Genomic DNA, 24,484 nt, shown 5'->3' with positions numbered 1-24,484 from the left:
ACTCGAGACTGGCGTGATCCCGGACGAGACTCGAGACTGGCGTGATCCCGGACGAGACAACGCTGAGCGATCCGGAGTCGATTTCAGACCGGCGGCGAGCCGATGGTTACGGAACAGGTCTCATCGATCGCTCTCAATTGTCGGCTCCGTCGTCGTCCTCATCAGTGCCGTTTTCCTCCGTCTCGGCGGCACCGTCCTCATCGCCGGCTCCTTTCTTCTTTTTCTCGTCACCTTTGTCCGCGTCGTCTTTCACCTCTTGGACGTCGATATCCTTGCCGTTGACACCACTCTTCGAAATCACGGGCTTCAGATTGTAGCCGTTGTCCGGCCCGCGCTTGACCACGTTGATGTCGAACACGAACTCGACGGAGTCGTCGCCACCGATCTCGAAGGATTTGTTGATCTGCAGTTTTTCGTTCGGGACGTTCACCTCCACCGCTTCGCCGTCGACGATCCCCTCGACGTCCGAGACGTAAAGTTCGATCTTCTGGTAGGTGCCTTCCGACAGGCCTCCCTCGAAGACGTTCGTCGCTTTGTCACCGACGACCTGCGTGAGATCCACCGTCGCACCGTCGAGGTCGAGGATGTAGAACCCGCGTTTTCGCTCGACGTTCTCGTTTTCTTCGTCGTCTTCTTTCTCGGATTCCTCCTCGTCTTCCTCGTCGTCGTCCGGATCGTCGGCACCGTCCCCGTCGTCCGCCTGTTCTTCTTCGTCTGCGGCTTCTTTGTCGTCGTCCGATTCGTCTTCGTCGTCCGCTTCCTCGTTCCCGCCGTCGAAGATACGAGCCCTGTCGAAGGTGACGTCCAGCCTGTCGAAATCTCCGATGTCGGCCGGCATGTCACTGATGAGCAGCCGGAAGTTTCCACTCTCGGTATCCGCGTCGTCCGTGGACCCCTCGGTGTTCTCATCGTCCGCCGGCGTACTATCTGCCGTGCACCCGGCGAGCAGCGTCGCACTGACACCACTGCCAGCGGCGATGAACGCGCGGCGCCCAACGATGGATTTGAACCGATCGTCGTTTCGGCTGCGATCGTGACTCGACTGCTTTTCTGGCATGGTCGTCCCGTCGAACGGCAGCGGGGTAAGTGGCGACGATCGTTCGTTCGGTTAGAATTGTTTAAAAACGTTTTTAGCGGACGTTCAGTAAATCCGACCCTCCAGTTTCGAAGATCGGTCCCGTCGGAGGGGTCGATCTCGCGGCCGGGAGCAGGTCGGTCCCGACTGTCGACCGACTGGCCGTCGATCGATCGACGTTCGGGGCGTAGTCGGCCCCGATCCGGGACGCCGGCGTACCGCTGCCGGCGTGAACGTCCGGGACCGTGAGCAGTCCGAAGCCCGCGACGCTGCCGAGCACCGTCCGTCGCGGAAGGTCGTCTCGATCGCTACTCATATGCACTCCGTCCTCCATCCCGGTCCGCCGCGCGGTTCGATCGCACGATCTCCGTGGGTGTCGTTCGCTCTCGTGTGGGATACTGGCACGCCACAAAATGTGACTCCATTTTACAACGCATATGAATCTCTCTGGTAGATCAAGGCTGATATTCCCCGTGCCGGTCAGGAGACTATCGCTGTCAGGGTATCGTCATAGCAAAATTCACAGACTGAGCCGTCGTGTGGACGATATTACCACAAAAGACTTGACTATCAGTTTCCAGTGTCTCTCTGTGACCTCCCGGGCCTGGCTCGTCTTCGTCACCTGTTTGCTCGTCGTCGCAGTTCCCGCGAGCGTCGGCGCTGTCGATACGCACGGGCCGCCCCGGCCGACGGCGGCTCCGGCCGACGCCACGTACGCCGGATTGTCCGCCGCTTCCGCGGAGGGCGGGACCACCACCGCCGCGACGGCGAACGACGTCCTCCACCGAACCACCGTCCTCCGTCACCTGCCCGATCGGCCGGGCGAGTTCGAGACCGAGATGACGTTCCGCGTGCCCGATCCGGTGACGGAACTCGAGGTCGAACTCGAACCTGCAGCGTCCGTCGAGTCGACCGACGGCTTCCAACGGACCGAGAAGGGAACCTACCGCTGGACCGGTGTGACCGACGAGCCGACGATCCGGTTCACGATGCCGGCCGATCGGACGGGAGACGACGGTCACGAGGACGCCGCGGACGAACGAGTCGGTCCCCCGTCACGCGACGGTGACGGCTACACCTTCGTCGATACGGGCGACTGGGGCGTCGTCCGGGTGCCGGGGGTCGGACTCTCCTTCCGGTGGACCGAACCCGTCGGCATCGAGGAGACGGTCACCGTCGACGGCCCCGGCGCGACCGGCGGCGATATCGCGTACTTCGGGCCGGTGACCGAGTACGAACGAACGGGCGACGGGGAGCGCATCAGGCTCGCCGTCGCCGACGACGCGACGCTCGCCGAGCCGCCCGGGGAGATTCTCGACGCGCTCGTCGGCGCGAGCGATCGGCTGGACGTCGGTGCGAGCCACGACGAGGTGTTCGTCGTCGCGGTGCCGACCGACGTCGAGTGGGCGGCCCGCGGGCTCCAGTACGGCGAGTCCGACGCGTGGGTCGTCGCCGACGCACCCCTCGACGAGGCGAACACCGTCTGGCTCCACGAGTACGTCCACACGCGGCAGGCGTTTGCCAACCCCGACGTCGGAACCACGACCGAGACGGCGTGGCTCGTCGAGGCCCAGGCGGAGTACTACGCGGGGCTGTTCGCGCTCGAACGGGGACTGGTCGACTTCGACGCGTTCGCCGACGACCTCGAGGCGGGCGAACGCGACCCCTACGCGGACGCCATCCTCGCGGACCCGACGACCTGGACGGACGATCGGACGGACTACGTGACCGGACCGCTCGTCTACGGCGAGATCGATCGCCAGCTCCGGCTCGCGACGGACGGCGATCGGACGCTCGCGGACGCGTTCCGGACGTTGAACCGGAACGACGGGGCCGTCTCCGAGGACGACTTCCTCGCGGCGATCGCGGCCGAGGGCGGCACGGACGTGCGATCGGTCGCCGAGCGGTACACCCGGACCGATCGGAGGCCCGAGACGTGGTCTCGGACGGCCCACGAGGCCGCCTTCGATCAGCCCGTCGCGCAGTTCGCCTACGAACTGGACGCAGCCCCGATCGAGGTCGGCGGCGAGCCGTGGAGCCCCGGCGAGCCGTCCGATGCGGACGCGGTGGCCGAGATCACGGTGCCCGCCGGCGAATCCGTCACGATCCCGGTTGTCATCAGTAACGTCGGCGATCGGGACGGCACTGCAGACGCGACGCTCGCAGTCGACGGCGACGTCGTCGATCACCGGCGGGTCGAACTCGCGGCCGGCGATCGGACGTCGGACGCCCTCACGTGGACGCCCCCGGAACCCGGCACGTACGACCTGCGGATCGGTTCGGATCGCCTGACGGTGTCCGTCCGATCGCCCGCGAGCGTGACCGTGACCGGGCTGGAGGTCCATCCGGACGTCGCCGAACCCGGCGAGGAAGTGTCGGTCACCGCGACGGTCGAAGCCGCGGCCGATCGGCCGGGAGCGGCCGTCCTCGCGTTCCGGACGCCGGCGGGAACCGTCGCCGAGGCGCTCGTCGTCGTCGCCCCGGGCGAGCGCGAGACGGTCACGGAGACGATGACGTTCGACGACAGCGGGCGGTTCGAGGTCGCCGTCGGCGACCAGTCGACGACGGTTACGGTCGGGCCGAATCCGATCGACAGGGTCGAAGCTCTACCCGGATTCGGCGCTCCAACTGCGCTGGCGGCGCTTGCGGGACTCGTCCTGGCGCTGGTCGCGGTGTTCGGCCGCCGGCCCTAGCGCTCACGCGAAGGCCACGCGGAACCGGCAAGCCTCGCTACCGTCGTCGACACAGGCCGTCTTCGTGACGGTCGCGTCGGCGTCGAACGCCGTCACGATCCCTTCGAGAATCCCGTGGGCCAGCGCACAGTAGTCGCGGTTCCGGTGGGTTCGGTAGGTGACGACGACGGCGTCCGCTTCCGGCGCCGGGCGACCGGTGACGTCCGGGAGCGACGGCTCTTCGGTCGCCGTCTCGATGTCGTCCAGGGTCGTCTCGATCGACGTAAGTACTCCCTCGAGTCCCCGATCGGTGTCGATGTGGGCATCGAACGTCTGTAACAGGTTCGGCGCGAGCATTCGCCCGAAGTCGCGTTCGATCGCTCGTCGATCCTGGACCGCCATCTCCGAGACGGTCGCGAGGATCGCCTCGGCCTCGTCGTCGTCGTAGTGTGACACGGGCAGATACAGCGTCTGCTCGACGCCGGCGTAATCGACGACTGTCGCCCAGGTCTCGTCGTCGGTTCTCGCGACGACGTACTCTTTGAGCGTCTTGTGGACGATTCCGTGCATCTGGACGTCTGTTAGACCGGGTCTCACCGCCGGTCGTGCGGTGCGAGTCCACACTGCGATCCGTTCGAATCGCTAATAACTAGGCGAGGGACGGGTGATCACTTAAGAGTTGAGATACATGTCATCGAACGGAACAGCTTCTGCGGGGGACGCCGTCGCTGTGAGGCCGACTACAGGCGTGCGGCGATCGCCGGCGCGACCGAGACGGCGCTGACCGCCCGTTCGATCGTGTCGGTGCCGTAGATCGACTCGACGCCCGCCCGCGAGAGCTTCGTCACGGCGTTGCTGACGAGCAGCGGGTGGACGCAGGTCACGAAGACCCGTCCGACGTTCCGGTCCTGCAGGACACCGACGGCCTCGCTCATCGTCGACCCCGTCGCGATGATGTCGTCGGTGACGACGACGTCCCGACTGGTGACGTCGACGTCGCTCGGGGTGATCTCGACCTCTGTGCCGGAGTGGCGAATCTTCTCGAAGTAGTCCGTCTCGCCCGTCCCGTAGGCGTCCCGGACCGTCTCGGCGAGTTCGATCGCCCCCGCGTCCGGCGAGAGGAAGACGGGATCCGCGAGGTCGTCCGGCAACGGCTCCGCCAGCCGGCCCCCCGCGTCGACCGAGGTCGCCGTCGGCTCGAAGAACTCGCAGATCGCCTCCTCGTGGGGGGTGACGGTGAGTACGCGGTCCGCGCCGGTCGAGATGGCGCGCGCGACCGCCCGTGCGGAGATGGGCTGTCCCGCCTCGAACGCTTTGTCCTGGCGACCGTAGCCCATGTACGGCAGGACCGTGACGACCTCGCCGACGCCCGCCTCCCGGACGGCGTCCTGCAACTGCAGGAGTTCGACGTGCGCGTCGCTCGAGACGGTCGAGGCGACGACCACCGCCCGATCGGTCTCGGGGTCCGGGTCGGGCACGGACGCGAGCAGTTCGCCATCGGGAAACCGATCGTACTCGACGGCCGCGAGCGGTTCCTCGAGTTCGCGTGCGAGTGCTGCGGCGAGGCCCTGCGACGTGGATCCGCTGACGATCATACTCGTGGCCACAGCGTGTGGGCTAAACCAGTTTTCGTTCTCGCGGTCGTCCGAACCGGTGGCGCTCACTCCGTCAGCGCCACGGCGATCCCCGTCACGTCGCCGACGCCGATCGTCTGCGATCGCCACGTCCCCGGGCCGTCGCCGTCGTTCGCAGCGCAGAACGTTCCCCGTTCGGTGACGGCGTAGACCGACTCGCCGTAGGCGATTCCGACGACGGTCTCCGGTGGCTCGTCCATCGCCCGCCACTCGTCGTCGGCCGGATCGTGCGCGTACACGGTCCGATCGGCCACTGCGTGTGCCCGACCGAGCCGACCCCGATCGCCGAGGGGGTCGGCCGCCACGACGTCGAACGGCTCGTCGCGGATCGCCATCCAGCCGTTGCCGAGTTTGTAGAGGCCGTCGGCGGTCGCGGCGAGGGGGATCCCCGCCGCGGAGACGTCGCGGACGTCCGTGAGCCCGGCGTGATCGAGCCCGTTCGCGTGGACGCGATAGACGCCCGTCCCGGTGCCGACGAGGTCGCCGTCGATCGCCGTAACCGTCTCGATGGCACCGTCCTCGAGCGTCTCCCAGTCGTCGCCCGTCCGGCGAGCGACCCGCCCGTCCGCATCGGCCGCCAGGAGCGCTCTCCCGTCGTAGCCGACGGCGACCGCCGGTCCGAAGCCGGTCCCGACGAACGTGGCGTCGTCGGCCCGCTCGCCTTCCGATTCGGACGCCGGCGTCCCGTCCAGCACCCGGACGTCTTCGTCGGTCGCGATCGCCACGGCGGCGTCGTCCCCCGTCCGCGTGGCGGCGACGTCGCGTGCGTCACAGCGATCGCAGAGTCCGAATTCGCCGACGGCGTCGCCGGCGACGCGCACGCGAACTACGCCGATCGAACTCGTGACGTAGGCGTCGACCGCACCCGATCGATCGCCGTAGACGCGCTTTTCCTCGATGGTGTGCATACCCCAATCGTCGGGACGGCGATCCGAAAGCGTTCTGTCTGACTCCGCTGTTCGCGTTCGTGGTGAGACGACGTACCGCCTTCGCGATCCGCGATCGCTGGGAGTCACAGATCGATCGAGCGTCGACACGGACACTCAAGACGGTGGTATGTCGGAATCCCTTTGAGGAGTCCGGTCGGACTAGCACCTGATGCAAGTCTTCGGATCGAGCGGGACGCGGGGCGTCGCCAACGAGGAACTGACGCCCGCCTTCGTCCTGCGCGTCGCGAAGGCGGCGGGAACGGCCTGGGGGGTCGATCGAGTCGCCGTCGCGCGTGATACGCGCCACACCGGGCGGATGCTGGCCGACGCGGCTGCGAGTGGACTGGCGAGCACGGGGACGGATATCGATCGCCTCGGGATCGTCCCGACGCCGGGTGCGCAGGCCTATGCCGAACGCGAATCGGTTCCCGTGATGGTGATCACGGCGTCACACAACCCGCCGCAGTACAACGGCGTCAAACTGGTCGGCAGCGACGGGGTCGAACTCGCGGTGTCGGACCTCGAGTCGATCGAGGAGACGCTGCTCGCCGAAACGTTCGCGGTCGCGCCGTGGGACGAAACGGGTCAGGTCCGCGAGATCGACGGCGTCGCGCGCCAGTACGTCACGGATCTGCTCGCGGCCGTCGACCGGAAGCCGATCGCCGACGCCGATCTGACGGTCGCGCTCGATCCGGGCCACGGCGCGGGGGCGCTGACCAGCCCCCAGTTCTTCCGGGAACTCGGCTGTCGCGTCGTCACCGTCAACGGCCAGCCCGACGGCCACTTCCCCGGCCGGCATCCGGAGCCGGTCCCGAACAACCTCGGCGATCTCGGCCGCCTCGTCCGGGCCACGGATGCGGACGTCGGCATCGCCCACGACGGCGACGCCGATCGGGCCATCTTCTTCGACGAGAACGGCGCGTACGTCGAGGGCGACGCCACCCTCGCGGCGCTCGCGGCGGCGGAACTCGAATCCGGCGACACCACCGTCTCGGCGGTCAACGTCTCCCAGCGTCTCGTCGACGTCGTGAACGAGGTCGACGCCGACCTCGAACTCACCCCGATCGGGTCGACGAACATCATCACCCGGATCGAGGAACTCCAGACGAAGAGCAAGCGGGTCCCGATCGCGGGCGAGGGCAACGGCGGGATCTTCTTCCCCGGCTACCGCCTCGCCCGAGACGGCGCGTTCACGGCGGCCCGGTTCCTCCGGCTGGTCGCCGAGCGGCCGGTCAGCGAGATCGTGGCCCCCTACGACGGCTACGCCAACGTCCGGCGCAACGTCGAGTACGAGTCGACGGCCGAGCGCGACGCGATGCTAGACGCCGCGGCCAACCACGCGCAGGCGGCCGACGCGGAACTCAACACCCGGGACGGCTACCGCCTCGATTACGGCGACGCGTGGGTGCTGGCCCGCCCCTCGGGCACCGAACCGCTCGTGCGGATCTACGCCGAAGCCCGCGACGAGGACCGGGCGATCGATCTCGCGGAGGACATGTACGAGACGCTCGTGGACGCGAAAGCCGACGCCTGACTGATTTTCGGCCGCCGATCGGTTCGACGCCCCGTCACGATCGGAGCGATTCACCGTACCGCGCCCCCCACCGCTCGGTCGCGAGCAGGAGTCGGTGGGCGACCACGAGCACGACGACGGCGAGGACGATCAGCGCGCCCTCGGGCACCGACGGCAGGAGACCGAGCGAGACGATCAGGGTCGTCGCGCACGCGGGCGGGTGCCGGGTGTCCGTCGCGAGCATCCCGCCCGCGGTGAGCGTCGTCGCGAGGACGCCGCTCGCGGCGAGTCGCAGCCCCTCGATCGATCCCGGAGCGGTCGTCGCCGTCATCGTGACCCCGCCGGCGAGCAGGTGGTAGGCCAGCAGGCCCGCCGCGACGCCGATCGCGTGGCCGCCGATCACCCGCTTGGGGGACGTCGCGTCGCTGTCCTGGAACAGCGCGAGAACGAACGCGGAGGGACCGAGACTCGGAAAGAGCATGGGCAGTCCGGACAGCCACGCGAGGCCGGCCGTCGTCGAGATGAGGAGGCCGGTGTGGAGCGTCGTCCCCGTCCGATCGTCCATGCTGATCGATCGTCGTGTGACCGTGAAAATGCCGCCGGTTTCGTCTCGCTCGCGCTGATCGGCCTCACCGTCACCGTCGATCCCGCTGCCCGTCAGGGAACGATCGTCACCGGCACGTCCGCCCGACGCGTAACCTGTTCGGCGACGCTCCCGAGTAACATCCGCGAGACGCCCGATCGCCCCTCGCTGCCCATGACGATCCCGTCGACGGCTTCCTCGTCGACGTACTCGAGGATCGCGTCGGCCGCCTGCCCCTCGATCACCCGGGACTCGATCGTCCTGTCGCGCTCGGCCGCGATGCGTTCGACCTCGTCGAAGAAGTCGGGGTCCCGATCGGCCCCCTCGCCGCCGACCGCGGGCGGGCGGCCGCCGTACCCCGCCTCGAGGTCGTCGACCGCGTGGACGACCGTGATCTCGTCCTCGGGAAACCGATCGAGGGCGTACTCGAGCGCCGATCGCGCGGGCCCGGAGTCGTCCATCGGGACGAGCAGGCGACTGGTCATACCGGACGTACGATTCCCGTCGCCTTCAGTCGTCGTCCCGTCGAGTCGCGTCAGACCGGATCGTCTTCCCCTAGCGCAGCCTCGAGTCGCTCCCGTTCGGCCCGAAGGGCCGCGAGTTCGTCCGCGATCCGGCCGTCGGCCAGCCGATCGCGTTCCGCGGGCGACAGCTGATCGACCGCCTGGGCCGCCGTCTGGAGCCGATCGTAGTCGGGGTCGCGCGTCCGCTGTCGGACCGCGCGCAGGGCCGCGACGGTTTCCTCGCCGGCGACCCGGGCGATGAACGGCTGGTACTCCCGCGTGCGCCGCCGGAGCACGCCGGCCGGACCCGGCGGCCACTCGATCGCGAGCGGGTCGGCGTCGATCCCCTCGAGGTAGGTCTGCTGGGTTGCCACCCGCCGCTTGAGCCGATCGGCGTCGTCGACGTAGTGGGAGAGCTTCGACCGGGAGTAGTCGGCGTACTCGAGGAGCGTCGGGATCGTCTCCTCGCCGGCGGGAGCGTCGTCGACGAACGCGCGCAGGTCCTCGGGGGGCTGTTCGTACTCGACGAAGGGGTACCACCGACTCCGATCGACCATCGCGAACACCTCCCGGGCCGACGCGGACTGGCGGTAGTCGACGAACGCCTCGCGGATCGCGTCGTTGTAGGTCTCGATCGGCTGGCGGAGGTCCTCGACCGGCGCGTCGAGGTCGGCGTCCGCGAGTTCCAGCAGGCGCTCGCGGTCGCCGATCGCGTCGCCGATCGCGCGGATCCGCCTGCCAGCCGCCTTGCGCGCCTCCGCGAGGGCCTCGCGGGCGGCCTCGCGTTCCTTGAGGAGGTCGGCGTACCGCTTCGCGGGCTCGAGGGCGTCGTGGGCCCGCTCGAAGTCGGACTCGCTCAACCGTCGTTTGTCGATCGCCTCGAGGGCGTCCTCGAACGCCGCCCGACTCGCGAGGTCCTCTGGTAGATCCTCGACGAGCGTGGCGAACTGCCCCTCGAGTTCGACGTAGGCCTTGAAGTTCTCCCGGCCGGTGCCGGTCGCTCGATCGACGTAGTCCTCGAGCAGGTCCGTCGCGTCCCGGTAGGCGTCGGCGGCGTCCGCGACGGTGTCGCCGCCCTCGTCGTCGATCGCGTCTTCGGCCCGGGCGAACCGCTCGCGGGCCGATTCGAGGCGCTCGAGCGCCGTGGAATCGCTCTCCTCGGCCGATCCGCGGTGGACGCGCTCGCTCATCCTACTCCTCGTAGACGGCGTCCGGGTCGAACACCCGCTCGCCGACGTGCTCGCCCTCGATCGTCCGGTAGAAACACGATCGGTGGCCCGTGTGGCACGCGCCGCCCTCCTGCTCGACCAGGTAGAGCAGGGTGTCGGCGTCGCAGTCGACTCTGACATCCTCGATTTCCTGCGTGTGGCCGCTCGTCGCGCCCTTCTCCCACAACTCGTCACGGCTCCGGGAGTAGTAGTGTGCGCGGCCGGTTTCGCGGGTCCGTTCGAGGGCCTCGGGGGAGACGTAGGCGAGCATCAGCACCTCGCCCGTCTCGGCGTCCTGTGCGATGGCGGGGACCAGGCCGTCCTCGCCGAACTCGACGGCGATGTCGTCCATGTTCGAACGCATGACCGTCCGGGCGATAGGTCTTTTGCCGGGCGGGTCGCCACACCGACGGCGTCTACTCGCCATCCGGTCCGGACGTGGGAACCGTCGACGCTTATCACGTATCGTGTGGGCAGGAGACCGTGATGTCCGCCTATACCAAAGCGAACTACCACGACGTCGACGATCGGAACGGGATGTACTTCCTCCGTGACGAACTGGACTGCGAGAACATGGGCGTGACCGTCGTCGAGTGCGAGCCCGGCTGGGAAGGCAAAGAACACGACCACGAGGAGGAAGACCACGAAGAGGTCTACCTGCTGATGGAGGGCGAAGCGACGGTCGCCGTCGAAGACGAGGAGATCGAGATGAACCCGGGCGACGCGATCCGGATCGCCCCGGACGCGACCCACCGGATCCACAACGGCGACACCGAGAGTCGGTTCGTGCTGATGGGCGCACCGTGATCGTCCCCGGCTCCGTGCCGGACGTTCCGATCGAGTCGAGGTGATCGCCGCCCTTGTGCTCGCGCTCGGAACCGATCGACGGACCGCCGATCGTCAGCGTCGACCGTCGCGAGCGGCTGCCCCTTCAGGGTCGTTCGTACGCGACGCCGTCGTCCGTCGCGAGCGCGAGCGTCACGCTGCGAGCCAGACGGCCGCCCGTTCTGACGTGGTGTTCGGGCAGTAACGGAAGCGACACCGGCCGGTAGGCGTTGGCGGTCATCGCGGCGATGCCGGCGTAGCGACCGACCTCGCGGTCTCGATCGAAGACGTGGATGCGCTTGTCCGCGCCGCGGCCGTACCGGTAGGGGAACGCGTCCGGTTCGGGGCCGGGGCAGGTCAGCGCGTCGGCTGCGAGGACGGCCTGGACCGTGTCGTCGGCCTCGAGCAGGAGCCGCGGCTCGTCGGTCCCCGTTCGGTCGCGGCCGTCCTCGATCGACGTTCCCGCACGGCCGTCCCCGATCGAGGTCGCCGCCGTCGACGAGTCTTCCCGCCACTGCGGTTCCGCGTCCGTTCGCACGCAGGCGTACCGCCCGTCGGTCAGCGCGATCCGGTCCGGAATCGAGTAGAACTGGCGGCGTCCGTCCGCACGGCCGCGGAGCAAGAACGGATCGCCGAGGACGGCCCTGGCGTCCTCGAGTCCCCACTCGTCGACGACGAGGACCGGCGCTCGACCGGCGTGAGCGGCGTCCGCAAGTCTGCTGGCGATCGTCAGCGGCGTGACCTCCCGGACGCGATCGACCGATAGCGGCGCGTCCGGACCGTTCGTCGGGTGGTCGCCACCGGTCGCCACGACCGGTTCCGCGTCGTCGATCGAGTCCGGACAGCGGTAGCCGCGATCGCGGAGATCCGTGAGGACGGCCGCGAGTCGCGACGTCTCGTGGGATTTCATCGCCGCCCCTACGAGCCCGAACGACAAGAGCCTACGGCCAACGCGGCCGATCGGATCGAATCCCGTCGGCGCACCCGTTTGGCACCAGCGCCATGCCGTCCGGGCCCGTCTCCCGCCCATGGACCGACAGGAACTCCGGCGGGCGTGGGATGCCGTCGCCGACGACTACGCCAGGAATCGCCGAGCCGACGGGGAAGACGCCGCGCTGATCGACGAACTGCTCGAGGCGCTCCCCGCGGACGCGACCGTCCTCGACGTCGGCTGTGGCGACGGGATGCGCACGCTCGCGAACCTCACCGGGGTCGAGCGGATCGGCCTCGACCTTTCTGGCCGTCAACTCGAGCTGGCTGCGGCGAACGTCCCCGGGGCCGGCCTCGTCCAGGGCGAGATGACGGCCCTCCCGCTCGCGGCGGACTCGATCGGCGGGATCACGGCGTACCACGCCGTCTTCCACGTGCCCAGGGCGGAGCACCCGGCGGTCTACGAGGAGTTCGCGCGCGTCCTCCAACCGGGCGGGCGACTCCTCACGACGGTCGGGTCGACGGGATACGAGACAGTTCGCCGCGACTGGCTCGGAAGTGGCCGAGCGATGTTCTTCAGCACGCCCGGCCGTCGCCGGACCCGAGCGGGGCTCGAGGCGGCCGGCTTCGAGATCGTCTGGGAGCGCCGCGTCGACGATCCGCTCGGGAGTTCGGTCCCGTTCGTGATGGCCGAATACCGGGAGTAACGCCACCGCGCGCATCCGAGTCCAGCGTCTCCGCGGGTTGGTCCCCGAGGGCGTGGTGACCCTCGACACGCGGTCGGTCGAAACCGTCGCTGCCGAGGGGCACAGCGGTGGATCCTCCGTCGTCGGTATGCCGGAGACCAGGCGAGAAACGAGGTGACGATCGCCGACTGAGCGACGCCGAGCGGGGAGTAGTCGTTTTCGAATCGCGATCCGGCAGATCTACGCCTGCCCGTTCAGCGTGATGTAGTCGACGCCGATGATCCGTTCGTCGGATTCGAGTTCGTCTTTCGCGGCGCTGGGGACCTCGCTATCGACGTTGTAGACGGTCAGTGCCTCGCCGCCGATCGTCTCGCGGGCGTTGAACATACCGGCGATGTTGACGCCGTGTTTGCCCATCACGGAGCCGATGAGGCCGATGACGCCGGGTTCGTCGGTGTTTCGCGTGACGACCATCTTCCCGTGGGGGATGGCGTCGACGCGGTAGCCGTCCACGCGGACGATCCGCGGGTCGTCGCCGGCGAAGAGGGTCCCGTCGACCGTAACCTCGTGATCGCCGTTGCTGACGGTCACCGAGACGAGGCTCTGGAAGTCCTCGGCCTGGCGGGTCTTGGATTCGGTGACGTCGACACCGCGGTCCTCGGCGATCTGAGGCGCGTTGACGGCGTTGACCTGCCACTCGAGCGGTTCGAAGACGCCCTTCAGCGCCGACGCGGTGACGAACTCGACGTCCTCGTCGGCGATGTCGCCCTCGTAGGTGACTTCGACTTCCTCGATGCGCCCCTTGAGCAACTGGGCGGCGACCTTGCCCGCGGTCTCGGCGATCTCGATGTACGGTTCGAGGCGGGGGAAGGCGCTCTCGTCGATCGACGGCGCGTTCAGCGCGTTCGCGACGGGTTCGCCGGCCAGCGCGGCGTTGACCTGGTCGGCCGTCGAGGTGGCGACGTTCTCCTGGGCCGCTTCGGTCGAGGCCCCGAGGTGGGGCGTGACGATGACGTCGTCGTGCTCCAGCAGCGGCGAGTCGGCCGGCAGCGGCTCCTCGGCGAAGACGTCCAGTGCCGCGCCGGCGAGGGTCCCGTCCTCGACTTTCGCCGCCAGCGCGTCCTCCTGGACGATGCCGCCGCGCCCGACGTTGACGAGGTGGCCCCCCTCCAGCAGGTCGAGTTCCTCCGCGCCGATCATCCCTTCCGTCTCGGGGGTCAGCGGCGTGTGGATCGTCAGGAAGTCGGCCCGCTCGAGGCACGGTTCGAAGTCGACGAGTTCGGCGCCGAGCCGATCGGCGCGTTCCTCGGAGATGTAGGGGTCGAACGCGACGATGTCCATCCCGAGCGAGTCGAGTTTCTTGGCGACCTCCTGGCCGACGCGGCCGAGGCCCACGATGCCCAGGGTCTTCCCGTCGAGTTCCGCGCCGAGGTAGTCGCTTTTCGCCCACTCGCCGTTCTTCAGGCGGATGTGCGCCTGCGGGATCGATCGGGCGGTCGCGAACGTCATCGCGACGGTGTGTTCGGCGGCCGCGCGCACGTTGCCCTCGGGGGCGTTGGCGACGATGACGCCCTCGTCGGTCGCGGCCTCGATGTCGATGTTGTCGACGCCGATGCCGGCCCGGCCGACGATGACGAGGTCCTCGCCGGCTTCGAGCACGTCGTCGGTGACTTCGGTTCCCGAGCGGACGATCAGCCCGTTCGCGTCCGATACCGCCGCGAGGAGTTCCTCGCCTTCCAGTTCGTAGCCTGTTTCGACCTCGTGGCCGGCGTCTCTGAGAACGTCCAGACCCGCGTCGGCGATCGGGTCCGTGACGAGTACCTTCATGCGCGAGACAATCGGGTGGAAGAGGTAAACCCTTCCGTTGTCGCTGGCGGTGGCAAAAACTACCTCCGACGGTCTCGTCCCCGTGCCCGCCCCGGATTCGATCGGGCGTGCAGTTTCCACGTCTGCCCCGGATTCGATCGGACGAACGACCCGGAACGATCGTTCGACTCGTCCAGCCACCCGTCCACAGGCAGCGATACGGTGGTCGGTTTTCGTACTCGCACGCCCTCGCAGGTCGCGTCGGACGGGGCGGTACTCCCGCGGCACCCACCTGCATCCACCCGAAATTATATATAATTAGAAATCATATCGGGTCTAAATGATTGGGGCACTTACCTCGGCGCTAGACGACGCGGACCCGCTCACGGTCACCAGTCCCGATTTCGAATACGGCACGCGACTCCCCGACTGGACCGGCTTCACCAACGAAAACGAGAATCCCGAACTCCGGATCGACGGCGTCCCTGACGCGGCCGAGTCCCTCCTCGTGACGATGATCCACCCCGAGGCGGCCGAGGTCGTCGATCACCCCTGGATTCACTGGCTGGCCTGGGGGATCGACCCCGATACGGAGGCGCTCCCGAGAAACGGGATCACCGACGACGCCATCGAGGGGTACAACGACTTCCTCCGGCAGGGGTGGGGTGGCCCGTCTCCACCGCCCGGGCGGACCGAAACCTACCGGTTCAGAGTCTACGCGCTCGATCTCGATCTCGACGTCCCACCCGAGACGAGACGGGCCCGAATCGCCTCGACGATCGGTCTCGAGGGGGCGGTCCTGGCCGCTGGCGAACTGACCGGACAGTACAGCGCCGAGCAGGGGTCCGTCTTCAACACCGAGGGACCGAGCGGGCTCCGTCCGTGACCGGCTGAAATCCGAGTTCCAGTCGGCTAGACCGTGATCAACGCGACGCCGACGACGACCAGCGTGGCACCCGCCACGACACCTTTCGTCACCCGTTCGAGGTCGCGCAACAGGACGGCCGCAAAGAGCAGCGTGAACAGCGGCGCGGTCGCGACCAGCGGATCGACGATCGCGATCCGACCCGCGTCGAGTCCCAGCGCCGCCATCAGCGAGAGCATCGCGACGGTGGTCAACAGCCCACTGCCGACGAAGTACTGGTAGGACTCCCGCGGTCGATCGAGGACGTCGAGGCCGTCGGTGGCTACCACGAAGGCGACGAGCGCGATCAGCCCTACCGTCTCGTTGATCGTGACCGCCTCGAGCGCCGAGAGCGGCGTCTCGGTCATTCCGTACCGACGGCTGACGTTCGCCACGGCGAACGTCGCGGCGGCGGCGATCGGCCACAGCAGATCGCGGGGCTGCCAGCCGCCGATGTCGCCGCCCTTCGAGACGGTGAGGATCGCCAGGCCGGCGACGAGCACGAGGATTCCGGCTCCCGTCACCGGGCCCAGCGGTTCGCCGAGGAAGACGAGCGCGATCAGCGTCGCGAACAGCGGGCGCGTGCTGAGGATCGCGCTGTTGAGACTCGCACCGACCTTGTCGACGCCGACGAAGATCGTGATCCGCCCGAGCGCGGTCCCGACGACGCCGGCGAACCCGAAGATCGCGATCGCCTCCGTCGTGAGTCCCGCAAACGCCGATCGGCCGTCGAGCGCAGCGATGACGAGCCAGTAGATCGCCGAGTCGACGACCACGACGACCAGCGACGCCTGGACGGAGCCACCGCCCGCGGCCATTCCGCGCTTGTCGAAAATCGGCGTGAATCCCCAGAGGAGAGCGGGGATCAGCGCGAGGGCGACGACCTCGGCGGTCGCGCTCGTCACGCCACCACCGGGAACGCGATCGGCGGGCGTTCCCGCGACAGGACTGTCATTGTCGCCACTGGTGACGCTCGAGCCAAAGACGTTGCGATGGCGGCGACTCTCGGCCGTCTTCGGGCGGCCCCGTTCCCAGCGGACGGGAGCGTGACGTGGCTTTATCGGGTTACTCGACGAACACGTTCGTATGTACGATCGGATCCTCCTGCCGACGGACGCGGAGAAGGGGACGGAACTGGCGACCGAACACGCGATCGCCCTCGCCGAACACGCGGACGCCGACCTTCACCTGCTGTACATCGTCGACAGCGACGTCTACAGTTCGTACACCGGGGACGAGTACGTCCACGAGTTCGAGGGCCTCGAGGCTGCGCTCGAACAGGTCGGCGAAGACGCGCTCGAGGCTGCGGCCGACGCCGCACGGGAGGCGGGACTCGAGCCGACGGTGGCCGTCAGGCACGGTCGGCCCCACGAGGAGATCCTCGACTACGCCGCCGACGAGGACGTCGACCTGCTTGTCATGGGATCGAAGGAGCGATCGGGCGAGTACCGTCGCCTCCTCGGCAGCGTCACCGATCGCGTCGCGCGGCTGGCCTCGCGGCCGGTGACGATCGTCAAGACGCCGGTCGAGGAGTGATTCGAGGGGTCCAGCGACGGAGCGTCGAAACGTCAGTCGCCGCTGTCCGCGTCACCGGCCGCCAGTCCGCTCTCGAGTAATCGCGGAAGCGCAGCGATCGCCGCGCCGAGCCCCGCGAAGACGAACACGGTGACGGCGAGCGTGAGGACCGTTCCGGCGTCGACCGGGACGGCGATCTGATTGGGGTCGCCGGTTGTGCCGACCCGTTCCTCTTCGGGAGTCCACCTGGCGATCTGTGCGAGCCCGGTCGCCAGCACGAGGTAGGCCAGCCCCATCGACCCGATCGCCTGTCCAGCGTCGGCGCGCGTCTCGAGTCGGGCGTACCGGACGAGGAGGTAGCCGGCCAGCGCCAGCACGACGACCGGAACCAGCGTGGTAACGTGGGACGTGAGTCCGGCGTACGTGGCGAACCCGGCCTGTACTTGCTCACCGCCCTGTTCGATCGTCGCGCCGTGACTGCCGAGCGTGGAGAGTCCGGCGATCGCCCACCGGTTGGGTTCCTGCTCCATGCGGGCGAACGTACCAGCAGCGAACATCGAACTGGTCAACTGGTAGATCACCGCGAAGACGACCACGAACGCACCCGCCCCCGAACACAGCCCCGCTACCCAGGGTGGGGCGGTCGCGGTCGGCTGCTGCGTCTCGCCGACGTCCGGCGGCTCCGGTTCGTCGTCCGTTCCGGTACGATCGCTTTCGTTCTCGGTTTCCGTTCCGTCGTCGAGGGGTGGTCCCTTGTCGTACTCGAGGTGGGGTTCAGATGACATATACTCGGCCAGTGCGTCTCGGGAAATAACCATTTCGATAAGGTGTTTCCCGCGGTCGTTCGCGTTCGCGGACGGGTGGGATCCCGCCCCCGTCGCCCCATCGTTTCGGGTCGAGGGGCGATCGCGCGCCGCGTCGACCGAAACCTGAACTGGTTTATTCGGGGCCCGACAAGCGGCGAGCGATGACAGTCGTCGCTTTCGACTTCGACGGGACGCTTTCCGACTCCGAGATGACCGTGTTGCTCGGCGATCGCTGCAACGTCGCCGACGACATGACCGAGATCACCGAGCGCGCGATGAACGACGAGATCGGCTACGCCGAGAGCCTCCGCGAGCGCGCCGCGCTGCTCGAGGGCCTCCCGGCGGACGACGCCGAGGCCGCATTCGACGAGGTCCAACTCCGGGCGGGTGCCGCCGACCTGATCGCGGAACTGAACGAGGCCGGCGTCACGACGGCCATCCTGACGGGCGGGTTCGAACGCGGCGTCGCGGCGGCCCTCGATCGCGAGGGGGTCGCCGTCGACCACATCGTCTCGAACCGGTTGCCGATGACCGACGACGGAACCGAACTGACCGGCGACGTCGAGGGGCCTCTGATCGAGGGAACCAAGGACGACGCACTCGCGAACCTGGCCGACGACGTGGGTGTCGTCATGGGCGAAACCGTCGCGATCGGCGATGGTGCTAACGACCTGCCGATGTTGCAGGTGGCGGGTCTCTCGATCGGGTTTCAGCCGAAACCGGCGGTCGAACCGAACTGTGAGGTCGTCGCGACGTCGATGGCCGAGGTTCGCGAGACGTTGCTCGAGCGGGGTGTTCTCGAACAGTCGTAATCCCACTGGACTGTCTTTCCCGGCTGTCTGTCCGGGATACGCTCCCATTTCGGGACCGAGGGAGTTATTAACTCGTGACCGAGTAAGTTGCTTCGATGATGTGGCAAGATTTCGTCTTCATGCTCGGAAGCGGGCTCTCGATCGTCTTTCTCGCACCGACGCTCCGTGACGCGACCGCGAACGTACCGCTGGGGACGAGCCTGCCGTCGATGGGGATCGGGTTCGTCTACGGACTGACCTTCCTGTCCCTCGGGATGGCCTTCTCCGCCGCCGGTGCGATCGCTGCCGGTTCGATGTGGGCCCTGATCGCGCTCGTCCGCTCACCGCAGGGACTCTCCGGCCGACTCGCCCGCGTCGAGAGCCCCGTCCTGTTCGCTCACGACCTCCGGCGCTGGCTCGCCCGCCGCCGATCCGGCGGCCTGCCCGTCGAGCAGTACGTGGCCGCCGATCGCGGCACCGGTTGCGACACGATTTATTGATCCGGTTTCGAATTCGACTCGACGCCGCCGTCCCCGTCCGTCTCGATCGACGCTCTCCGGAACGGAGTGGCGATCGAAAGCGGAGAGCGGGAACCTACCGCCAATAACGGGTCGGTCCCGTGCTATCGCTCCCTCACAACGGTATGAAAACAGCTCTCACTCCGAGAAGAGACTCGTGTGGACCGGTGCGAACGATTCCGACTCGTCGGTGTCGGAATCGGTGTCCGAAATCGTGCGACCGCCGAGGCCGGTCGAGAGCAGTTCCGAGAGCGGCGGCCCGACCTTCTCGGGTTCGACGAGGAAGGCGTCGTGGCCGTGATCGGACTCGACGACGTGGTGGGCGACGTCGACGCCGGTCTCCCGGCAGGCCTCGGCCAGCGTCTCGGCCTGCTCGACGGTGAAGTGCCAGTCACCGGTAAACGACAGCACGAGCAGTTCGCCCTCGAAGGCCGCCAGCGCGTCGGCGTCCGACTCGTAGCCGGCCGCGAGGTCGAAGTCGTCCATCGCCCGGGTCATGTAGAGGTAGCTGTTCGCGTCGAACCGATCGGTGAACTTGTCGGCCTGATAGTCGAGGTAGGACTCCACCTCGCGGTAGGGGAAGAAGGCGGCCGCCGGGTCCGGCGGTTCCTCGCGGACCGCCTCCCGCCCGGCGGAGCGGCGGCCGAACTTGCGGGCCATCGACTTCTTCGAGAGATACATGATGTGGCCGATCTGACGGGCACGGGCTAGCCCGTCCTCGGGTTCCGGGCCGCCGTAGTAGTGGCCGCCGTTCCAGTTCGGATCGCTCGTGATGGCCCGCCTGGCGACCGTATCGAGCGCGAGACACTGGGCGTCGAGTCGGACTGCGGCCGCGACGGCGGCCGCGCGCTCGACGTCGTCGGGATACCGGCGCAGCCAGTCCAGGACGTTCATCCCGCCGACGCTGCCGCCGACGACGGCGTGGATCCGTCCGACGCCGAGTTCGTCGAGCAGCCGTCGCTGGGCGCGCGTCCAGTCGCCGACCGTCACCGGGGGAAAGTCGGTGCCGTAGGGCTCGCCCGTCTCCGGGTTCTCGCTGGCGGGGCCCGTCGTCCCGTAACAGGAACCGGGGCTGTTCGCACAGACGACGTAGTACTCGCTCGTGTCGATCGCTTTCCCGGGGCCGACGACGTCGCCCCACCAGGCGCGGGCCTGTCCCGCCGTTTCGCCGCCCGCGTCCGGCCGGCGGGCGACGTGGGCGCTGCCGGTCAACGCGTGACAGACCAGCACCGCGTTGTCGCCGGTGAACTCGCCGTAGGTCTCGTAGGCGACTTCCAGCGAGGGGATCGACTCGCCGGACTCGAACTGGAACTCCCCGAGGTCGATCGCGTCTTTCGTCGTCATGGATCCCGTTCGTCCCCACTGCTCGCCTGTGTTGCGGCCTCGATCGCCTGTTCTAGATCCGCCAGGACGTCTTCGGGGTCCTCGATCCCGACCGACATCCGGATCAGATCGGCCGTGACGCCGGCTTCCTCCCGTTCTTCGGGGGTGAGCTGGCCGTGGGTCGTGCTCGCGGGGTGGATCACGAGCGTCTTCGCGTCGCCGATGTTCGCGAGGAACTGGGCGAGTTCGACGCTCTCGCAGAAGGTCTTCCCGGCCTCGAATCCCTCTTCGAGCCCGAACGCGACCATCCCGCCGTAGTCCTCGAGATATCGCTCGGCGTTGTCGTGGGTGGGGTGGTCCTCGAGCCCCGGATGCGTGACCCAGGCGACGTCTTCGTTGTCGTCGAGGTACTCCGCGACGATCGCCGCGTTCTCGCAGTGTTTCGCCATGCGAAGCGGCAGGGACTCGAGCCCCTGGAGGGTCTGCCAGGCGTCGAACGGCGATTGCTGGTTGCCGAGACTTCGGAGCGATCTGAACCGGGCCGCCGCGGCGAACGGTGCCTCGGGGAAGTCACGCGAGAAGTCGACGTCGTGGTAGGCGTGGTTCTGGCCGGCGATCTCGTCGTAGCCGTGCTCGCCCCACGGGAACGATCCGCCGTCGACGAGGACGCCGCCGACGGTCGTGCCGGAGCCGTGGAGCCACTTCGTCGTCGACTCCCAGACGACGTCCGCGCCGTGTTCCAGCGGGCGACAGAGCGCGGGCGTCGCGAAGGTGTTGTCGACCACGAGGGGAACGCCGTTGTCGTGGGCGATCTCGGCGACGCGCTCGAAGTCCGGCGTCACGAGCGACGGGTTCCCGATCGTCTCGACGTGGACGAAGGCGGTGTCCTCGTCGATCGCGTCGGCGTAGGCGTCGTACTCGAGGGTGGGGACGAACCGTGGCTCGATGTCTCGCCGACTCGCCGTCTTCGAGAAGTAGGCCGTGGTTCCGCCATAGGTGTCGGTCGAACAAACTACGTTGTCGCCGGCCTCCGCGAGGATCAATACCGCGGAGTCGAGCGCGGCCATCCCGCTGCCCGTCGCGACCGCGCCCGCACCGCCTTCCAGCGAGGCGAGGCGATCCTCGAGGGTCGTGACGGTCGGGTTGGCGATCCGGGAGTAAATGTAGCCGTCGTCCTCGAGCGCGTAGCGATCCGCGGCGGTGCCGGCGTCCTCGAACACGTAGGAAGTGGTCTGGTAGATCGGCGGTGCCATCGCGCCCGTCTCCGGATCGGGGGACTGTCCGGCGTGGACGCTTCGTGTGCCGATTCCCGGCTCCGGGGGGTTGGCGTCGGGCCCGTCGCTCGCGTCGTCGCTCATGTTTAGTATGCATACTTCTCCACGTTCATATGCGCCTCAGTAACGGCAAAAACCGCTGGTCGTGCGTGTCATTCTCTGTCGCGACGGTCTGTGCGCCGATCGGTCGTCCGGAACGCTCCCCAATCGAATCCGGATCGGCACGCTCAAACCGATCCCGTTCGATCCTCGACCCGTGTCCCGTCCCGTCCCGACCAGGGGTGCTCGTGCCGTCCTCGCGAGCGGCGTCTGTCTCGGCGTCGCCATGCTCGTCGCCATGGCCGCCGATCGATCGCACATGCTCGCGGCGAACTTCGAGGTCTACCGAGTCGCCGCCGAGGCCGCCATCGCCGGCGAGGACGTCTACGCCGTCGCACCCGAACGATTCCCCGACTTTTACTACCTCTACCCGCCAATCACGCTCGTTCCGTTCTTGCCGTTCGCGGTCGTCGGTCTCTGGCCCGGCTTCGTCGTCCACACCGCGATCGAGGTCGGCCTCGGGCTGACGTTCGCCGGACTGCTCGTCCGGCGGATCGAACGCCACCGTCCCCTCGCCAGGCTCGATCGGCTCCTTATCGCCGCCTTCGTCGTCGGTTCGATCCACACCGTCCCGTCGCTGGTGTACGGCCAGATCAACCTGCGGATGGCGCTGCTGGTCGGTCTCGGCCTGTATTTGCTCGAGGCCGCGACCGGTGACGTCGCGGACGCGAACCCGAGCGGCGGATCGGCGGACCGAACCGAAACGCTGGCGGGCGTCGCCCTCGGCGGGGCGGCGCTGCTGAAGGTGTTCCCCGCTGCGATCGGACTCTGGCTCCTGCGACTCCGGGCGTGGCGGGGGATCGCCGGTGCGATCGGGACCGGACTCGGCGGCCTCGCGCTCGGCGCGCTCCTGTTCGGGCGCGACCGCACGCGGGCTTTCTTTCTCGAGGCGCTGCTCCCGCGACGCGACGGCGAGGCGTTCGCCGGCGGCCTCGACCCGATGGCGACCTACGTGACGATCAGGCGGCCGCTCTCGCAGGTGCCGGCGATCGACCCGGCGTTGCTGTCCGTCCTCGCCGCCCTCGTCCTCGCGATTCCGCTCGGCTACGTCTACACGCGCGTGGAGACGCTGACCGATCGACTCGTCGCGGCCCACGCGACGCTGATCGCGGTCTTCGTCTACTTCCCGTCGTACCCGCTGTACTACGTGCTCCTGTTCGGCACGCTCGTCCCGGCGCTGTACCTCGTGGCCGATCGGGTCGCGCGCCGGCTTCTCGTCGCCGGGGCCCTGCTCGCGAACGTCGTTCTCATGGGGCCGACGCTCGCGTCGCTTTCGGCCGCGCTGCCGGCCGCGATCGGCGAGCCGGTGTTTGCCGTCGGAATCGCCCTGCTCTCGGTGGCCACGCCGGTGCTCGCGGGTAGTCTGGTGATGCTCGCGGGCTGTGTCGTTCACCGCTACCGTCGCGATCGGACGCCGGCCGCGGTCGCCACCGGCGAGGACCGAGAGCCGCCTACCGCGTCAGAGACGGCGGAACCGTGACCCACCGCCGTCGGCCGTCGTATGGCGGTCCGGGACGGACGGTTTGATAGGCTCGTAGCGCCAAGCCCCGTTCGTGCAGTCGAGTGACCGCGACCGGGTCGTACTCGCCGCCGTCGTCTTCGCGGTGCTGTTCTCGCAGGTGTTGCTCTACCCGGGCGTGGCGACGCTCGTCGAGACGCTGGGGGCGGACGCGACGACGTCGCCGTTCGCCGAGACGGCCCTCGACGCGAGCATGTGGTTCCTGGTCGCGGAGTTCGCCGCCTACGTCGCGTTCGTCGGCGTCTGGGGGCTCGCCAGCGACGTGACGGGCCGCCGGATGCCGTTCATCGTCACCGGATCGCTGGCCGGCGCGATCGGCTACGCCGGCTTGGCCGTCGCTCCCGCACTCGGCTCGGTTCCCTTCGAGGGCGTGCTGGTCCTGCGGGTCCTGCAGGGTGCGATGACGATCGGCGCGTTCTCGCTGACCATGACGATGCTGATGGACCTCGACGGAGGTCACGGCCGCAACATGGGGGCCGCCGGGATCGCGATCGGCCTCGGGGCGGCGCTCGGAGCCCCCGTCGGCGGGCGACTGACGCAATTCGACCCGATCGCGCCGCTGGTGATGGCCGGCGGCCTGCTCGTCTGCGTCGGCGGCCTGGTCTCCCTCGTCGACGATCGCGCCCCCGGCGAGCGCCGGACCGCTCGCGCACTCGTCGACGGCGTTCGACGACGGCCGACGCTGTCGCTCCCCTACGCGTTCGGGTTCGTCGATCGGTTGACGGCAGGCTTCTTCGCGCTCGTCGGGACCCTCTACTTCCAGGAGACGTTCGCCGTCGGCGCGGCCACGACCGGGCTGTTGCTCGCGTGCTTTTTCGCACCCTTCGCCCTCCTGCAGTACCCGATGGGCGCCCTCTCCGATCGGATCGGCCGGACGATCCCGATCGTCGTCGGATCGCTGTGCTACGGAGTCGGGATTCTGGCAGTCGGTGCCGCGCCGTCGATCGCGATCGCGGCCGTCGCCATGGTCGCCGTGGGCGTCCTCGGCGCGCTGGTCGCCCCGGCGACGATGGCGCTGGTCACCGATCTCGCCGACGAGAGCGAGCGCGGGGTCGCGATGGCGGGGTTCAACCTCGCCGGCAGTCTCGGTTTCCTCGGCGGGTTTCTCGTCGGCGGTACCGTCGCCGGCACCTACTCGTACGGACTCGCCTTCCTGGTCGTCGGCGGGTTGGAGATCGCGATCGCCGTCGTTGCGGTGCCGGCGTTCGTGCGACTCTCCCTGAACCGACCCGATGGGTTGGGCGCCGGCGGCAGAAATGACGTCTAGATGACAGCAACGGTTCGTTGGTCTACAGTTGAACCCGTAGAATGACGGGTTACTCACCGAAACCGGCGTCCTTCTGTGGTGTGTAAACACATCACTAAGCGGCG

The 24,484-nt window shown here is 68.3% G+C and carries 25 protein-coding genes; 10 read left to right on the top strand and 15 right to left on the bottom strand.

The window, feature by feature from the left end; all coding sequences use genetic code 11:
* Positions 1–133: 133 nt before the first annotated feature.
* Both MUG98_RS20935 and MUG98_RS20930 read right to left on the bottom strand, forming a co-directional pair.
* Positions 134–1,057: a DUF4382 domain-containing protein gene (locus MUG98_RS20935; protein WP_265109357.1), complete on the bottom strand. Its 924-nt coding sequence runs from the start codon at positions 1,055–1,057 to the stop codon at positions 134–136.
* A gap of 73 nt (positions 1,058–1,130) precedes the next feature.
* Positions 1,131–1,391: a hypothetical protein gene (locus MUG98_RS20930; RefSeq protein WP_265109356.1), complete on the bottom strand. Its 261-nt coding sequence runs from the start codon at positions 1,389–1,391 to the stop codon at positions 1,131–1,133.
* A gap of 274 nt (positions 1,392–1,665) precedes the next feature.
* On the opposite strand from MUG98_RS20930, the gene MUG98_RS20925 reads away from it, so the two are divergent.
* The gene (locus tag MUG98_RS20925) at positions 1,666–3,768 is read left to right on the top strand and encodes a CARDB domain-containing protein (RefSeq protein WP_265109355.1); all 2,103 of its coding nucleotides are present in this window, start codon (positions 1,666–1,668) and stop codon (positions 3,766–3,768) included.
* Positions 3,769–3,771: 3 nt separating this feature from the next.
* Here MUG98_RS20925 and MUG98_RS20920 read toward each other — a convergent pair whose 3' ends face one another.
* From MUG98_RS20920 to MUG98_RS20910, 3 genes are all read right to left on the bottom strand, one after another.
* Positions 3,772–4,317, bottom strand: coding sequence for a heme NO-binding domain-containing protein (locus MUG98_RS20920; RefSeq protein ID WP_265109354.1), 546 nt, complete (start codon positions 4,315–4,317; stop codon positions 3,772–3,774).
* 170 nt (positions 4,318–4,487) lie between these two features.
* Positions 4,488–5,342, bottom strand: a complete 855-nt coding sequence (locus tag MUG98_RS20915; RefSeq protein ID WP_265109353.1) for a ribose-phosphate diphosphokinase — start codon at positions 5,340–5,342, stop codon at positions 4,488–4,490.
* Positions 5,343–5,407: 65 nt separating this feature from the next.
* Positions 5,408–6,289: an HVO_0234 family beta-propeller protein gene (locus MUG98_RS20910; RefSeq protein ID WP_265109352.1), complete on the bottom strand. Its 882-nt coding sequence runs from the start codon at positions 6,287–6,289 to the stop codon at positions 5,408–5,410.
* Between the two features lie 190 nt (positions 6,290–6,479).
* Here MUG98_RS20910 and glmM point away from each other — a divergent pair, with 190 nt between their 5' ends.
* Positions 6,480–7,844, top strand: a complete 1,365-nt coding sequence (gene glmM, locus MUG98_RS20905; RefSeq protein WP_265109351.1) for a phosphoglucosamine mutase — start codon at positions 6,480–6,482, stop codon at positions 7,842–7,844.
* A 34-nt stretch (positions 7,845–7,878) separates the two neighbouring features.
* Here glmM and MUG98_RS20900 read toward each other — a convergent pair whose 3' ends face one another.
* The 4 genes from MUG98_RS20900 to hisI form a co-directional block, all read right to left on the bottom strand.
* Positions 7,879–8,388 carry an HPP family protein gene (locus MUG98_RS20900; RefSeq protein WP_265109350.1) on the bottom strand — a complete coding sequence of 170 codons (510 nt, stop codon included), beginning with the start codon at positions 8,386–8,388 and terminating at the stop codon, positions 7,879–7,881.
* A gap of 92 nt (positions 8,389–8,480) precedes the next feature.
* On the bottom strand, positions 8,481–8,891 hold the full coding sequence (locus tag MUG98_RS20895) for a universal stress protein (RefSeq protein ID WP_265109349.1): 411 nt from the start codon (positions 8,889–8,891) through the stop codon (positions 8,481–8,483).
* 50 nt (positions 8,892–8,941) lie between these two features.
* Complete coding sequence (locus MUG98_RS20890) at positions 8,942–10,099, bottom strand: DUF7118 family protein (protein WP_265109348.1); 1,158 nt, start codon at positions 10,097–10,099, stop codon at positions 8,942–8,944.
* A 1-nt stretch (position 10,100) separates the two neighbouring features.
* Entirely contained in the window at positions 10,101–10,469 is a 369-nt protein-coding gene (gene hisI, locus MUG98_RS20885; RefSeq protein ID WP_265109347.1) for a phosphoribosyl-AMP cyclohydrolase, read from the bottom strand.
* A 134-nt stretch (positions 10,470–10,603) separates the two neighbouring features.
* On the opposite strand from hisI, the gene MUG98_RS20880 reads away from it, so the two are divergent.
* Positions 10,604–10,924, top strand: coding sequence for a cupin domain-containing protein (locus MUG98_RS20880; RefSeq protein ID WP_265109346.1), 321 nt, complete (start codon positions 10,604–10,606; stop codon positions 10,922–10,924).
* Between the two features lie 124 nt (positions 10,925–11,048).
* On the opposite strand, the gene MUG98_RS20875 is transcribed toward MUG98_RS20880, so the two are convergent.
* Positions 11,049–11,852 carry a hypothetical protein gene (locus tag MUG98_RS20875; RefSeq protein ID WP_265109345.1) on the bottom strand — a complete coding sequence of 268 codons (804 nt, stop codon included), beginning with the start codon at positions 11,850–11,852 and terminating at the stop codon, positions 11,049–11,051.
* A 118-nt stretch (positions 11,853–11,970) separates the two neighbouring features.
* Between MUG98_RS20875 and MUG98_RS20870 the strand changes: the two genes are divergently transcribed.
* Complete coding sequence (locus tag MUG98_RS20870; protein WP_265109344.1) at positions 11,971–12,579, top strand: class I SAM-dependent methyltransferase; 609 nt, start codon at positions 11,971–11,973, stop codon at positions 12,577–12,579.
* 219 nt (positions 12,580–12,798) lie between these two features.
* On the opposite strand, the gene serA is transcribed toward MUG98_RS20870, so the two are convergent.
* Positions 12,799–14,385: a phosphoglycerate dehydrogenase gene (gene serA, locus MUG98_RS20865; protein ID WP_265109343.1), complete on the bottom strand. Its 1,587-nt coding sequence runs from the start codon at positions 14,383–14,385 to the stop codon at positions 12,799–12,801.
* A gap of 319 nt (positions 14,386–14,704) precedes the next feature.
* Here serA and MUG98_RS20860 point away from each other — a divergent pair, with 319 nt between their 5' ends.
* The gene (locus MUG98_RS20860; RefSeq protein WP_265109342.1) at positions 14,705–15,250 is read left to right on the top strand and encodes a YbhB/YbcL family Raf kinase inhibitor-like protein; all 546 of its coding nucleotides are present in this window, start codon (positions 14,705–14,707) and stop codon (positions 15,248–15,250) included.
* A 26-nt stretch (positions 15,251–15,276) separates the two neighbouring features.
* On the opposite strand, the gene MUG98_RS20855 is transcribed toward MUG98_RS20860, so the two are convergent.
* Positions 15,277–16,173: a DMT family transporter gene (locus MUG98_RS20855; RefSeq protein ID WP_265109341.1), complete on the bottom strand. Its 897-nt coding sequence runs from the start codon at positions 16,171–16,173 to the stop codon at positions 15,277–15,279.
* A 181-nt stretch (positions 16,174–16,354) separates the two neighbouring features.
* On the opposite strand from MUG98_RS20855, the gene MUG98_RS20850 reads away from it, so the two are divergent.
* Positions 16,355–16,804: a universal stress protein gene (locus MUG98_RS20850; RefSeq protein WP_265109340.1), complete on the top strand. Its 450-nt coding sequence runs from the start codon at positions 16,355–16,357 to the stop codon at positions 16,802–16,804.
* 32 nt (positions 16,805–16,836) lie between these two features.
* Here the strand turns inward: MUG98_RS20850 and MUG98_RS20845 are convergent, their stop codons facing one another.
* Positions 16,837–17,568: a DUF7978 family protein gene (locus MUG98_RS20845; RefSeq protein WP_265109339.1), complete on the bottom strand. Its 732-nt coding sequence runs from the start codon at positions 17,566–17,568 to the stop codon at positions 16,837–16,839.
* Positions 17,569–17,750: 182 nt separating this feature from the next.
* On the opposite strand from MUG98_RS20845, the gene serB reads away from it, so the two are divergent.
* Together serB and MUG98_RS20835 are read left to right on the top strand one after the other, a co-directional pair.
* Entirely contained in the window at positions 17,751–18,401 is a 651-nt protein-coding gene (serB, locus tag MUG98_RS20840; RefSeq protein ID WP_265109338.1) for a phosphoserine phosphatase SerB, read from the top strand.
* A gap of 95 nt (positions 18,402–18,496) precedes the next feature.
* Positions 18,497–18,880: a hypothetical protein gene (locus MUG98_RS20835; RefSeq protein WP_265109337.1), complete on the top strand. Its 384-nt coding sequence runs from the start codon at positions 18,497–18,499 to the stop codon at positions 18,878–18,880.
* 156 nt (positions 18,881–19,036) lie between these two features.
* On the opposite strand, the gene metX is transcribed toward MUG98_RS20835, so the two are convergent.
* Complete coding sequence (metX, locus tag MUG98_RS20830) at positions 19,037–20,242, bottom strand: homoserine O-acetyltransferase MetX (RefSeq protein WP_265109336.1); 1,206 nt, start codon at positions 20,240–20,242, stop codon at positions 19,037–19,039.
* Positions 20,239–21,579, bottom strand: coding sequence for an O-acetylhomoserine aminocarboxypropyltransferase/cysteine synthase family protein (locus tag MUG98_RS20825; RefSeq protein ID WP_265109335.1), 1,341 nt, complete (start codon positions 21,577–21,579; stop codon positions 20,239–20,241). The genes metX and MUG98_RS20825 overlap by 4 nt, the downstream gene beginning before the upstream one ends.
* A 172-nt stretch (positions 21,580–21,751) precedes the next feature.
* On the opposite strand from MUG98_RS20825, the gene MUG98_RS20820 reads away from it, so the two are divergent.
* Positions 21,752–23,074: a glycosyltransferase family 87 protein gene (locus tag MUG98_RS20820; RefSeq protein ID WP_265109334.1), complete on the top strand. Its 1,323-nt coding sequence runs from the start codon at positions 21,752–21,754 to the stop codon at positions 23,072–23,074.
* A 73-nt stretch (positions 23,075–23,147) separates the two neighbouring features.
* Entirely contained in the window at positions 23,148–24,380 is a 1,233-nt protein-coding gene (locus MUG98_RS20815; RefSeq protein ID WP_265109333.1) for an MFS transporter, read from the top strand.
* Positions 24,381–24,484 lie beyond the last annotated feature (104 nt).

Source organism: Halosolutus halophilus, assembly GCF_022869805.1.
GTDB lineage: Archaea > Halobacteriota > Halobacteria > Halobacteriales > Natrialbaceae > Halosolutus > Halosolutus halophilus.
This window is presented reverse-complemented; position numbering and strand designations above follow the sequence as displayed.